The following is a 12696-nucleotide window of genomic DNA, read 5'->3' on the forward strand; positions in this document are numbered from 1 at the left end:
TATCGGCGTCGAGCGTCTTGCCGACCACACCGCGAATGTCATATGCCTTGAAGATGGATTGGGAGATCATCGATTCTTTCTCGTTTGCGTGCATGGGAAACAGTCGGACTGTCGCGTCACCACGTCTTCGCGTGACCGCGCACTTCGTTCGGGTTCAGGATGCCGCCAGGGCGCGAGCGCGCCTGCGACCGTTGTCGGAGCCGCCCCGATGCCGTGGTGCGCCCCGTCGCTCGACCGATTCACGCGCGCCCCGGGGCCAATTCGTCGCGAAACGCGCAGAACAGTTTGCCGCCTGCCGCCAGATCGTCGATCTGCGCCAGTGTCAGCGATGCGATACGTGATGCCGTCTTTTCCGAAATGCCCAGTTGCCGCGTGGCCTCGTCGCGGTTGGCGAGCAGCAACCACTTCGCCAGCATGAGATACGAGCGATTGAATTCGGCAATCGCACTGGAAATATCGTGTTGTTCAGCCATGGTCAGTCTTGAGTGGCCAGCGCATCGCGCGTTACCGGTCGATTCGCTCGGACACGGCGGTTCGGCATCCACCGGATTTCGATGACACACTGTACGTCGCGAACGCACCGATGGGCCGACAAAGCTCTGAACGGATCCGCCAGCAAGCGTATGGGCGAGGACGCCGGCATGCGCTGCGTTTCGCATGGAACCGCCACGGCTCCATGCGAATCCGTTCAGTCGGCTTCCGCGAGATACGGCGACGTGAACGCGCGCGGCGGAAACAGCGGCACACCGCCTTGCGGCGTAAAGCTGTAGCGGAGATAAACGGCCGCCGTCCACTCGCGATACTGATACGCGTTGCCGAACGATGCCGTCCCGCCGACGGCGAGCTGCGGAGCGACCTGGTATTCGCCGCGCGCGGCGAGCGAATAGGCAACGCCGGTCTTGCTGCGGGCCGGATACACGGCCCCCGGGTCGAGCCCCACCGCTTGACTGGTGGCGGCGTTCGCCGCCGCCTGCGCCTGCATGCCGGGATCGAGCGGGAAATACGGCACCGCGTTCTGCCGGTAATGCTGGACACCGAACGATCCGTTCAGATCGTAGGAAAACGGACCCGTTCGCCCCGCAAACTCGATCGGTATGTTCAGGATCACATACTGCTGCGGACTGAAATAGCCGCCCTGGCCGTACGTGAAATACGACTGGTTTTTGCTGAAGCGCATCCACGTCGCATTGACGCCCACGGTGAGCGTCCGGTCCGCGTCGCGAAACAGGCGCGTATAGGCGCCACCGCTCCCCTTGCCCGAGAAGTTCCGTTCCACGTGATGGCCGTCGTAGTAGTCGAACGCGCCCTCGACATACAAGCCGCTGGTGCCGTCGTCCCAGCTCAGCGCGCCGCGCGCGCCGCTGCGCATCACGCCGCCCCACTTGAGGCCGGCACTCGCATCGCGCGCGCCCGCGAACGAAAGCACGCTGTCGGTCACCGCGCGGCGCGTGACGGCCAGCGAATAGGCGGCCCGATCGGTGATGGCACCGTTGTAGCGCGCGCCGCCGACCATATCCTGGTACGGGAACCCGACCGGCGTCGCGCCGACATCGACCTTCAATTGCTTGCCTTCGTAGCCCGCGGAGAGACCGACGCCGCTCGCCGTCTGGGCACCCGGCGAGCCGCCGCCGGGCGCCATTGCGAGCCCCGCGCCGAACCGGGCGAGGGTCGGCACATCGGTGGCCGAGCTGGCGCCGTCGAGCATGACGGGGGTGGCGGTGACGACGATGTGACCGTTGCCCGCCTTGATCCGCCCTTCCAGCGGCGCCTCGATATCGGTGAGGCCCGACAACCCCGCTTCGCCCGTACGGTTTCGGAACACGAGGCCGCCGGTCGCCGTACTGGCCTGCTCGCGGTTCACCTGCGCAAGCTCGGATGCGACATCGAGCATCTGTCCGCCGGCGTCCGTGCCCGCATCCGGCTGCGGCGAGCGGGCCGCGATCGCGCTTCTCGCATAGCCGGCCGGCGGCTGCGGGATATAGCGAGGCGACGCATCGGCCTGCCCGTATGCCTGCAACGGAACCGACGACCGCGCGGAGGCGAGCTTCGCGCCACCGCGCGACGGCCTGCTCGCCCTGGTGGAGGGCGCGGATGCCATCGGCGATGCGCTCGTTGCCGCGGCGCGCGACGCCGGCGACATCGGCCACGGCGTGGCGACGTAACCGGCACAGTCGTCGTTCGAATCAGCCTGCGACACGCATCCAGCGGACGCCCCCGCTGACGGTACGTCGGCGGCGGGCTCCCGATAGGGCCGATAGCGCCGCGCGATCGCAGGCCCACCCGATTCGCCCGCGCCAACGCTCTCCTGGCCGTAACCGCCGGGATCGCGCGCGACTGGCTGCAGCGGTATGGCGGACGGCACCATGCGCGCCTCCGGCATGGCGGACGGTGTGACGTAGGTCGCGGGCGGCGCGGGCGGCATCGTATAGGGCACGGTCGGAGCGGAAGAAGACGGGGTGGACCAGGAAGGCATGTCCGGCAGCGGCGGTACCGCGGCGCCGAAGCCGGCGCCGTTCGACGGACGCACGACGTCGACGGCGGTCTTGCCTTCGAACGGATTGGTACCGGGCAGCGGATTCGCGCCGATGCGCCGCATCGCGTCTTCCCAACCGCGCGGAACGTTCGATCGCGCCGGCTTGCTGCTCGGGGGCGGCGTATTGGCGGCCAGCAGCGCACGCTGCAGATACTGCGCGGCGAGCGAAAGATTCCCCTCCGCGCGATACAGACGGCCCGTCGCGGCAAGCAGCCCTGCGTCGTCGGGCGCAATACGCAGTGCGGTCGCCGCGAACGCTTCGCCGTCGCGCCATGCCTTCGCGCCGCTCGCCGCATAGATCGCCGCGACCAGCAAGCCCGTGTCGTCGGGCCGGCGGGCCAGTGCGACCCGATAGCATTTCAGCGCGTTCGGCGCGTCGCCGGCCGACGTATACAGCCTCGCGAGCGCGCCCTGGAGCTCCGGACTGTCGGGCATCGCGGCCAGCCAGGGGGCGATGACGGCATAGCCGCCGGCAAGGTCGCCCTCCTGACGTACCGCATCGGCGCGACGCACGACGATCTCGAGGTTCAGGCGTTCGAAGTCGCCTCGCTGCGCGGGCGACAGCGTCATCGCGGCAAGCCGGCGCATCGCGTCGCCCAGAAGCGCATCGTCGCGCACGGTCAGCAGAATCCGCGCATATTGCAGCAGCAAGTCGGCGTTGTCCGGCTCCCGGGCCAGCGCACGCTGCACGATCCAGAGCGCACGCGACACGTCGCCGGCTTGCGCATAGCCCGCCGACAGCTGCGCCGCGAGCGCCGGCACCGACTGACCGATTCCCTCGGCGTCGTGCAGTACGCCGAGCGCCTGCGCACGGCGGCCCTCGCGCGCCATCCGCGTCGCGAGTGCAACCTGCTGGCCGACCCAGAGGCGGTGCTGCAACGTCGTCATCGCCGCCGTGCGCTGCGCGGGCGCGATGCGCTCGAGCCGCTGCAGCCCGACGCTCCAGTCCTGCGTCTGCTCGGCCAGCAGCGCGCCGGCGTAGAGCGCGTCGGCCATGTCGGGCCGCTCGGCCAGCAATCCGTCCATCATGCTGCGTGCCGACGCGATCGCGCCCTGCCGCACGTATACGCGTGCCAGATCCAGCCGCAGCCATGGATCGTCCGGGCTGCCCGCGAGCGCATCCTCGAACAGGCTGCGCGCCGTGCCCAGGTCGCCGCGCGCTTCGGCCTGCCGCGCCTGCGCCGCCTCGGCCGTACGACGCAGCCGGTCGAGGCCACCGGCCTTCGATTGCTGCTCGGCGCTCAGTTGCGTCGCGAACTGCAACGCTTCGTCGCCGCGTCCCTGCGCGGCCAGCGCGCCGACCAGGCCGCGTATCGCGTCCGGATTGTCGGACTGACGCCGCAGCGCCATCCGGTACGCCTGCTCGGCGCCACGCGCATCGCGATTCTCCAGCAGCGCGTCGCCGAGCATCACCTGCGCGGTGACGTTCGACGGATCGGCAAGAATCGCGCGCTCGAACAGCGCTTTCGCCTTGGCGAAGTCGCCGTTGCTTTGCGCGCCCAGTGCCTCGCTCGTGTAGGACCAGTATGTCGCGCTGCCCAGCGCCGATCGCCAGCGCGCCGTATTCCCGCCTCGCGACGCGCGCTCCAGATCGCTTCGCGCCTGCGCAAAGCGCTCCTGCTTCAGTTCGACGATGCCGCGACCGCCCAGCGCGTCGCTGTCGTTCGGCGACTTGTCGAGCACGGCGTTGAAGCGGGCCCGCGCCGCGTCGAGATCGCCGCGCTGGAGTGCCGCGAAGCCGTCCTCGATCGCGCGGCCGCGCGCTTCGTTCGACGCGTCGCGCTGATCGTCCTCGCGCCCGGTTTGATCCTGTCGCACCATGCTGTCGTAGCGCGCCTTGACCGGCGGGTCGTCGGGCACCACCTTCAGGTAGGCGAGATAGCGTGCCTGATCCGACGGCCTTGCCGCGAGCCAGAGCAGCGCCTGGCGCCAGCTCTGGCGCGCCTCCTTCCCGACTTTCCCGTCGGCGGACAACTGCTCGAGCCGCGCGATGCCGTCGCGGCGCGTCGCGTCGCGATAGGTCAGGTGTTGCGCATACGCGAGCGCGTAGCGCGGATCGTCGGGGTTGTCGCGCGCGAGACGTTCCAGGCCCCGCCGCGCTTCGCTCCATCCGCTCGGCGTGGCCGCGAGCGCCTGGAAATATTCGAGCTGCAGTGCCGGCGACGACGGCGCGCCTTGCAGCGCGCGCTGATACTCGCGCGCGGCCAGTGCGCTCTGCCCCGTTTGCGCGAGGCGGCGGGCATCGCTGATCTCGCCGTCCCGCACGCTCGCGTCGCCCAGGCGCCGGCCAAGCTCGTCGATCCGCGCAAAGCCGGGCGCGATACGGCGCAACTGTTCAAGGTAGCGGCGCGCGCCGTCGTCATCGTGGCGATCGGCGAGCACCATGCCCATGCCGAACAGCGCGTCGGGCTGATTCGGATCGACGCCCAGCACCTTCTTCCAGGCCTGTGTCGCAAGGTCGCCTCGACCGTGCGCCTGCCAGTATCGACCCTGATCGACGAGCACCTTCAGCGCGTCGCTGCCGGCAGCCTCCGCATGCGGCAGTGCCAGCGCGATCAGGAGACTCGCGACACCGCCCGCGCGGGCGGCGCCGAGCCCGCGTAACCGTCGGTTTCGCATGTCATTCCTTCAGCCGGCGCGCCGCGCGCGCACGGAGCAAACGATAGAAGAGCGCCGCCGCGACGAACGCGGCCAGCACGCTGAACAGCGCAAGCAGCAGCGGGCGCTCCGACAGCATCCAGCGCAGGTACGTGATCGGCGGCAGCGCACCGACGTGATACGACGTTTCGTTCGACGTCACCGAGACGGTGCGATCGCGAATCACGACCATCGCGCCCTGGATCGACGTGAGCATGTCGTCGTCGAGCAGTGCGCGGCCGAGCACGTCGTCCGCATGCCCTGTCGCGCCGATCAACGCGACGGCGCTGCGCGTCTTGCGCAACGGCGACTCGAAACCGGCAATCAGCGCGCTCGTGCCGTCCGAGACGATCGAGAGGCCGGCGCGCACGCGTTCGCGCTCGGCACGAGGCGACTGCGCCGCCTCGGCGAGGCCGAAGATGCCGCCGTCGCGATCCGTGCCGAACGGCATGCGCGCCGCCCAGCGGGTCAGCAGAGGCTGGGTATCCGGCGCGCCGAGAATCAGCAGGTCCTTGGACGCGAACGCGCCGACACCGCCGGCATCCGTCACCGTCACGCCGGTGACCGGATAACCCGTCGACACGCCCATGCGGCCCATCGCGAGCAGGTACAGACTGTAGACGTCCGGAGTCGGCTCGGCAGGCAGCACGACGGCCGTGTCCGACAGGTCGGCCATCCGCGTGAACGGAAAGCCGCTGTTGGCGAACGCGGCGAGGTCGGGCAGCGCCTTGTAGTGCGGAAACGACGACACGTCGATCGTCGAATCCGGGTCGATCGAACCCGCGACGTTCTGCAGCAGCCGCCCCGTGCATCTGCCCATATCCGGGATCTCGTAGAAGAAGTGCAGCTGCAGTTGCGTGCGCGGCGTGAGCAGCAGCGGCGGCACGTGCAGCGTCGCGCGGTCGATGCCGTTGGCGATGAACGGCAGGTAGCGACTCAGGCTCCAGCGGGACGTTTCCCGCGCCGGAATCGGCAGCGCCTTCACGAACGTGTCGCCGACGCTCTGGTTGAGCGACGAGCGGTCGGCGCGCAGCGTCGGCGTGTATCGATAACGCAGGTCGATCGGTGCGCCGCGCGTATCCCATGTGAACAGATCGGGCGCCACGCGCAGGTCGAGCCGAATCGCGCCCGCGTCGTATCCGGACACGCTGAGCGCGCGCCCGTCGAGCAGGTCGCCGATCCGCACCGGGCGGGTCGACGACAGCCAGTTCGGCGCGTCGTACGGCACGCGCGGCGCAACGTTCGCGGCTCGGCTCATCGTGGCCTGCGTGCCCGCGAGCGTCTTGCTGCCGAGCGCGAGCGCAAGCGCGGCAACCTTCACTTCGGCCGGCGTTCGACCGAGCACCAGCAAGAGCTGCCCCTGGGCAGGCGCCTGCCGCTCGGCGATGGCCAGCGTCGGTCCGTCGATTGCCGGCAGCGTCACGCCGTTCAGACGATCGTCGGGCGTCGCGAACACCACGGCATTGCCCGATTCGGGCAAACCGCCGGGCCTGGCCGGAAACCGCGCGCCGCGATACGAGGCCAGCGCGCCGAACCACGAAGCGACGATGCCCGCCGCCTCCAGCGTCTCCCGCGGCGGTCGCGCGGCGAATGCGAACGGCAGCTCGAGCCGCCGGACGTCCCGCGAATCGAAGAACGGCGCGGGCAGGACGCCAAGCTCCGGCCGTTCGGGCAGCGCCGCATAGGTCAGGTCGAGCCGGCTCGCGTTGCTTACCGTTGCCCACAGCGAGGAGCTGGCTGGATTCTCGCAATCGTTCGTGTAATGACCGATCAGCTGAACGTTGAGATGGTTGTATTCGGTGACGAAGCGCGGATCGATCAACACGTCGCGTGCAACCGTCATCCCGCCTTGAGCGGCCGGCAACGGCAGCGTCGCCGCCACTTCGCCGTTGACGAGCACCTTGAGCTGCGACAGATTCGGCAGCAGCGCGGGCGAGTAGCTATAAATCAGATGCAGCGTCGCGCTCGTGACGACCTCGTCGCGACGGACCGAGAACGCGATGCCGTTCTGGCCGTCCGTGCCCCGCAGCTGCAGCGGATCGCGCGCCCCGAGATCCGCGAACGTCAGTGCCTGGCGCCGGCCGCCGGGCACGAGCGTGCCGGGCTCGGCGGTGGTCGGCAGCACGCCGAAGCGGCGGCGCTCGGTGTCGGCTGCCGGCACCGGCTCGGCGAGCAACGGCGGGCGCGCCGTGGCGGGCCCGACGGGTACGGCCGGCGACGGCGGCGCCACGTCGCCCGACGACATCGCGCCATCCGCCGCTCGCACCGCGCCCGGCGCCGGCATCTCGGCGGCCGATGCCCCGCCGCCCGATGCGATGCCGCTCGCCACGGCCCAGAGCAGGACCGAGAGCATCCCGCGCGACACGCGCGCATGCCGGCCAATACGGGCAGAAACCGCGGCAACCGCGCCCTGCGAAATGCACGCCTTGCGGCGCGTGCTGCCGCGCTGTCGCGACGCCCACGTCATGCTTTCCGACCTCACGTTATTTTTTGTCGTTGTTTTGACCGCCGCGCCCGAGCATGCGCATGTCCGCATACAGGCGTGCGATCAAGCGAAAGAAGCCGTGCACGCCGACCTTCGAGAGATGCAGGAACGCACGCGGCGGCGAATCGGGCCGGCGGCCGTCCGTCCAGTCGACCCATGCATCCGCACGGGAAAAAGTCGAACTGACGAGATCGAACTCCTGCTGTTGCGACAGGCTCTCGAACCGAATACCGAGACGTCCCGTTTCGACATACTCGATCGTCGCGGGAAACGCGTACTCGTCGACCCCGCGAAACAGCGACACCGTCACCGCTTCGCCGCTCGGAACGCGCGCATCGTCGGGGACGACGACGCCGATGCCGCCCTCCGAGTAGTCACGCGTTTCGCATGCCAGGGTCCGGCCGTTCCCAAACCGCAGCATGACCGGAATGCGCGCCGTGACACGATGAGACACGCGTACCTGCCGGCGTTCGTTCGCCGCCGCGACGGCGAGGCCCAGAATCAGGATGTTGTAGGTCGTCCACGCCAGGTTGAACGCAATCGTCTGGACCTCGCTGCCGACATGACGATTGAGCGACAGGTTCAGGATGCCGATCGCCAGGCCGATCGCGTTCAGGATCACCAGGCTCAGATACGGTTTCGACACGGCCCAATCGAAGTAGCCGCGGTCGATTTTCCCGCCCTTGGCCGTCACGTTGAACTTGCCCAGCCGCGGGTTGATCAGCGCGAGCAACGTCGGCAACGCGATGTACGACGCCAGCACGGCCTCGTACACTTCGGCCCAGAACGAATGCCGGAACCGGCTCTGCATCCGCGAGTTCGTCACGTTCGCGTGGACGACGTGGGGCAGCGCATAGAGCGCAAGCATCGTCGCGGACGCATGGATCACGTGCGCGTTGAAGAACAGGAACGACAACGGCGCGGTCAGGAACACGAGCCGCGGGATACCGTAGAAGAAATGCATCATCGCGTTCAGGTAGCACAGCCGCTGGCCCACCGTCAGCCCGCGCCCGAACAACGGGTTGTCGATCCGGAATATCTGCGTCATGCCGCGCGCCCAGCGGATTCGCTGGCCGATGTGTCCGGTCAGGCTCTCGGTGGCGAGCCCCGCCGCCTGCGGTATCGCGAGATAAGCGGTCGTATAGCCGCGGCGATGCAGCTTGAGCGCGGTGTGCGCATCTTCAGTCACCGTCTCCGTCGCGATGCCGCCGATCTCTTCCACCATCGAGCGGCGCAGCAGCGCACATGACCCGCAAAAAAACGTCGCGTTCCAGAAATCGTTGCCGTCCTGCACCAGCCCGTAGAACAATTCGCCTTCGTTCGGCACCTCTCTGAAAATGCCGAGATTGCGCTCGAACGGGTCCGGCGAAAAGAAATGGTGCGGTGTCTGCAGCAAGGACAGCTTCGGATCCCGAAGGAACCAGCCGAGACAGACCTGCAGGAACGAACGCGTCGGCACGTGATCGCAATCGAAGATCGCGACGTATTCCCCGTCGGTGATCTTCAATGCTTCGTTGAGGTTGCCGGCCTTGGCATGGCGATTGTGATCGCGGGTCGTCCAGTGCACGCCGACGGACTCGCAAAACGCGCGGAATTCCGGGCGGCGTCCGTCGTCCAGCACGTGAATCGACAGCTTGTCGGCCGGGTAATCCAGCGCGAGCGCCGCATAGATGGTCGGTTTGACGACGCTCAACGGTTCGTTGTACGTCGGAATGAACACGTCGACGCTCGGCCAATGCGCGCGCGACGCGGGCAACGGCAGCGGCTTGCGCCCGAGGGGCCACGCGGTCTGGAAGTAGCCGAGCAGCAGCACCGCCGCCGCATAGACTTCGGCAGCCACGAGCAGCGTGCCCCACACCGCGTCGAGCGGATGCAGCCACATGAGCGTGTCGGACAGCCGCCAGTACATGTACCGGCCGGTGGCCGCCACCGACAGCACGATCATGACGAGCGTCGCGTAGCGGCCATCCAGGCGCCGCAGCAGCAGCGAACAGACGATGCAGGCGCTGGCGAACACGAGCTGCCCGATATTGTCGAGCGGCACGGTACACACGAAGTACAGCGCAAGCAACGCGCATGCCGCCGCCGGCAACGCGACGAACCAGCCGTTCCCGGGCAGCGCGTCGACGAACCGATCAACCGCCGAGGGCTGCGCAGCATCCCCGCGGGCGCTCAAGCGACGCTCCGCGCGGTGTCACGCCGCTCGAGCACGCGCTCGAGCCATGCGCCGCACGCGTTCAGATCGGCAGCCGCCTGCGAGCGCGGGTCGTAGCGATTCACGGTCGTCCGGCACGCGAGCGATTCCGCGACCCCTTGATCCGCGTGAATCACGCCGCCGAACCGTGCCGTGCCGAGACTGTCGCACAGCACGCGCAGCACGTCGCGGCCCAGTTCGCGCGACTGATCGACCTGATTGACCACATAGCCGTCGCCCAGGAAATCCGCGCGGGTTGCCGCGTAGACGTCGAGCATCCGCCGCATCTGCGGGATCGTCGCGTACGATGCCGCATCGGCCAGCACGACATTGAGCACGAAATGCGCGGCCGTCAGCGCGGCGCGCATGTAGACCGAGGTGCCCGGCGGCGTATCGAGGATCACGATGTCGTCGTCGCCGAGCTCGAGCGCCGCGAGCCCGCGCGCGAGCCACGACGGATCGTGGTCCAGCAGTCGCTCGAAGCGGCGCTGATCCGCTTCGCTGACCACGCCGAACGGCATGATCGTGATCCCGTCGACGACCGCCGCCGGCCAGCGCAGTCCGTTCAGCGCGGCGGCCGCAAGCCCTTCGGTCATCTCGATCGGCACGCCGAAATGCAGCTTCAGCGCATTCTGCGGATCGAGATCCACCATGCTCACGCGCCGCCGCCGCGACGCCGCCATCACGGCCGCGAGGTTCGCCGCCAGCGTCGTCTTGCCGACTCCGCCCTTTGCCGAAGCGATCGCGACGATCTTCATGAACGCCCCGTCCACACCGACGGTTTCTTCGGCTCCTCGCCCTTCGTCTCGGCTCGCAACCGCTCGAACAGCCGAACCAGCGGCTGCGGCGAGCCTTGCGCGCCCGTACTCGTACTGTCCGACGCCGCCGGCTTGCCGACCAGTTTCTTCAGCGAGCCCGGAGGTTGATCCCGCCTGCCCGCATCCGGCGCAAGCGCCGCGCGCGCGTTGGTGATCACGACATTGCTCGGGCTCGGCCGGTTCTCCAGTGCCCCCGAATCCGGTTGCCCTTGCAGATCGCTGTCACGCAACTCGACACCGCCGAGCAACGGCCAACGCACGCGCGCCATTTCGGCGTCGACCTCGGCACGAACTTCCTGATAGCGTTCGGCATCACCGCCAAAACGCTTGAACAACGATTCGATATCCCCTGAGGTCGACATAGCGTGCCCATTTGTTATCGCGGAAATTCCGGTCGACCGGGCCGCTCAGTTCCTTGCCCGCGCCACGCGCAGCTCGATTCGCGAGTCGTCCGTCGGCGCGATGTCCTGCGCCACACGCAGGCCCGTCGCGCCGACGCTGTCGAACCAGCCCTGATACGCACCTTGCAAAAAAGCCGAGGACCACGCGAGATGGTCATTGCCGAGCGCGCGTAACGGCGCGGCGTAATGGACGATGCGCAGGAATTCGTGTTCGTCGGACAGTTCGGCGTAACCCCACTGCATGTCGCGCCAGCGCGCGTTCAGTGCATCCGTGAGATCGTCCGTCGACTCGCAGGGGCCCAGCGGATGGGCGGCCGCGAAGCGCATGCCGACGCGTTCCATCAACTGCCTCAACTCGTCCCGATCGAGCTGACCGGTGAATTCGCCGGCCAATGCTTCCAGGAATCCGCGCCATTGGGGCGATACCTGGCGCTCGAGAAGATGCTCCAACATTCCCTGCATGGACGACGGACCCGGTGAAAGACAATGATCGGCGTGACCGCATCGCGCGTTTCGCGTGCGGACATCTTGGCAACAGCGTTTTTGCGCATCGTATCGAATCCGGGGAGCCGAATGGCGTTCGATACCTAGTCGAAAAACGCCAAACCATCAGACATAACCGACAATTGGCGGCAGCAGCCCTGGCGATCACCGAACGCGATCGCTCGCGAACCGGCAACCTGATATCAGGCCGTGTTCGTGCGCGATGTGACGCGTGAAACGCTGGAAAGGCGCCGGGTCAGGCCCGGCCGGGGGAAGATTCCGCGCGGAATTCGCAGAACAGTTCGCGACGCTCGGCGAGCACCTCGATCTGGGCCGGCGTCAATGCACCGACGATCGAGGCCGTCTCGTCCGACATGCCGAGTTGTTGTTTCGCCGCTTCGCGATCCGCTCGCAGCAATCGCTGTGCAAGCATCAGATACGAACGGTTGAATTCCACAATCGCGTCGAAGATATCGTCCTGTTCGGCCATGGTCGTTCCTGTTATGGACGACCATTGAATTCGGCCGGCCGCAGGGCGCCTATTCGCAACGCCCGGAGTTTTCGACCACGCACTCTACGTGACGGATGCATCGATGGACGGACAAAGCATAGAAGTAATCCGCCAGATCGCCTGTTTTTTTATTTCCGCTTGAAAAAATACGGTAATGAGGCTTAGCCGTGTTGCCGTTTCGCAGAAACCGCTCGATACCACATTAAAGAAAGCAAAACCAGCGGTTCCCGAAAACCGGACGCATCGCGCGAAATGCCGCCAACGCGCGGCCTAAGTCTGCGCCCTGCGGCTGATCAGCGCTTCGATCTCGCTCGGCGTCAATGCGATGATCCGGGACGCGATCTGGTCCGAAATGCCCAATTCACGTGTCGCCACCTCGCAGTCGATCTTCAACATCTGCTGCATCAGTTCGAGATAGGCCGGATCCAATGTTTCCAGCGTGTGACAAACATCATCCTGTTCCATCGTCACTCCCTCCCAATGACACGCCCGTGAACTCGATGCGCGGCATACGGACGCATCTGCCGACAAACGACAGCCGCAATCCGCTATATAACGCCGAGTCGGCCACATGCATACCGTTTCAAAATAATTCTTTGTGCAATGCCGGCCTTTCAATCAGCCTGTCGGATTC

The 12696-nt window shown here is 67.2% G+C and carries 9 protein-coding genes; all 9 read right to left on the reverse strand.

The genetic code is table 11. From position 1 onward, the window contains the following. Positions 1 to 239: 239 nt before the first annotated feature. The 9 genes from DIE15_RS31420 to DIE15_RS31460 all read right to left on the reverse strand — a co-directional run bounded on the left by DIE15_RS31420 (position 240) and on the right by DIE15_RS31460 (position 12527). Complete coding sequence (locus DIE15_RS31420) at positions 240 to 473, reverse strand: flagellar transcriptional regulator FlhD (RefSeq protein WP_057928197.1); 234 nt, start codon at positions 471 to 473, stop codon at positions 240 to 242. Between the two features lie 215 nt (positions 474 to 688). After that, positions 689 to 5152: a cellulose biosynthesis protein BcsC gene (locus tag DIE15_RS31425; RefSeq protein WP_124835200.1), complete on the reverse strand. Its 4464-nt coding sequence runs from the start codon at positions 5150 to 5152 to the stop codon at positions 689 to 691. 1 nt (position 5153) lies between these two features. Continuing rightward, a complete protein-coding gene (bcsB, locus tag DIE15_RS31430; RefSeq protein ID WP_124835202.1) occupies positions 5154 to 7637 on the reverse strand; it encodes a cellulose biosynthesis cyclic di-GMP-binding regulatory protein BcsB in 2484 nt (827 codons plus the stop codon). Between the two features lie 16 nt (positions 7638 to 7653). Then, positions 7654 to 9831 (reverse strand): UDP-forming cellulose synthase catalytic subunit, encoded by a 2178-nt coding sequence (gene bcsA, locus DIE15_RS31435; RefSeq protein WP_124835204.1) that lies wholly within the window; start codon positions 9829 to 9831, stop codon positions 7654 to 7656. Then, the gene (bcsQ, locus tag DIE15_RS31440) at positions 9828 to 10607 is read right to left on the reverse strand and encodes a cellulose biosynthesis protein BcsQ (RefSeq protein WP_124835206.1); all 780 of its coding nucleotides are present in this window, start codon (positions 10605 to 10607) and stop codon (positions 9828 to 9830) included. Before bcsQ ends, bcsA begins: the two co-directional genes overlap by 4 nt. Continuing rightward, entirely contained in the window at positions 10604 to 11029 is a 426-nt protein-coding gene (bcsP, locus tag DIE15_RS31445; protein ID WP_124835208.1) for a cellulose biosynthesis protein BcsP, read from the reverse strand. The genes bcsQ and bcsP overlap by 4 nt, the downstream gene beginning before the upstream one ends. Before the next feature lie 45 nt (positions 11030 to 11074). Then, a complete protein-coding gene (gene bcsD, locus DIE15_RS31450) occupies positions 11075 to 11530 on the reverse strand; it encodes a cellulose biosynthesis protein BcsD (protein WP_124835210.1) in 456 nt (151 codons plus the stop codon). A gap of 277 nt (positions 11531 to 11807) precedes the next feature. Then, positions 11808 to 12041 (reverse strand): flagellar transcriptional regulator FlhD, encoded by a 234-nt coding sequence (locus DIE15_RS31455; RefSeq protein WP_124835212.1) that lies wholly within the window; start codon positions 12039 to 12041, stop codon positions 11808 to 11810. Between the two features lie 291 nt (positions 12042 to 12332). Further along, the gene (locus tag DIE15_RS31460) at positions 12333 to 12527 is read right to left on the reverse strand and encodes a flagellar transcriptional regulator FlhD (RefSeq protein WP_057928189.1); all 195 of its coding nucleotides are present in this window, start codon (positions 12525 to 12527) and stop codon (positions 12333 to 12335) included. Positions 12528 to 12696: the final 169 nt, after the last annotated feature.

The organism is Burkholderia sp. Bp9031 (assembly GCF_003857965.1).
Classification (GTDB): Bacteria; Pseudomonadota; Gammaproteobacteria; order Burkholderiales; family Burkholderiaceae; genus Burkholderia; species Burkholderia ambifaria_A.

Coding starts and splice junctions, on each gene's coding strand:
- bcsQ (WP_124835206.1), bottom strand. CDS start 10,607: ATGAAGATCGTCGCGATCGCTTCGGCAAAGGGCGGAGTCGGCAAGACG.
- DIE15_RS31460 (WP_057928189.1), bottom strand. CDS start 12,527: ATGGAACAGGATGATGTTTGTCACACGCTGGAAACATTGGATCCGGCC.
- DIE15_RS31455 (WP_124835212.1), bottom strand. CDS start 12,041: ATGGCCGAACAGGACGATATCTTCGACGCGATTGTGGAATTCAACCGT.
- DIE15_RS31420 (WP_057928197.1), bottom strand. CDS start 473: ATGGCTGAACAACACGATATTTCCAGTGCGATTGCCGAATTCAATCGC.
- bcsD (WP_124835210.1), bottom strand. CDS start 11,530: ATGCAGGGAATGTTGGAGCATCTTCTCGAGCGCCAGGTATCGCCCCAA.
- bcsP (WP_124835208.1), bottom strand. CDS start 11,029: ATGTCGACCTCAGGGGATATCGAATCGTTGTTCAAGCGTTTTGGCGGT.
- bcsB (WP_124835202.1), bottom strand. CDS start 7,637: ATGACGTGGGCGTCGCGACAGCGCGGCAGCACGCGCCGCAAGGCGTGC.
- DIE15_RS31425 (WP_124835200.1), bottom strand. CDS start 5,152: ATGCGAAACCGACGGTTACGCGGGCTCGGCGCCGCCCGCGCGGGCGGT.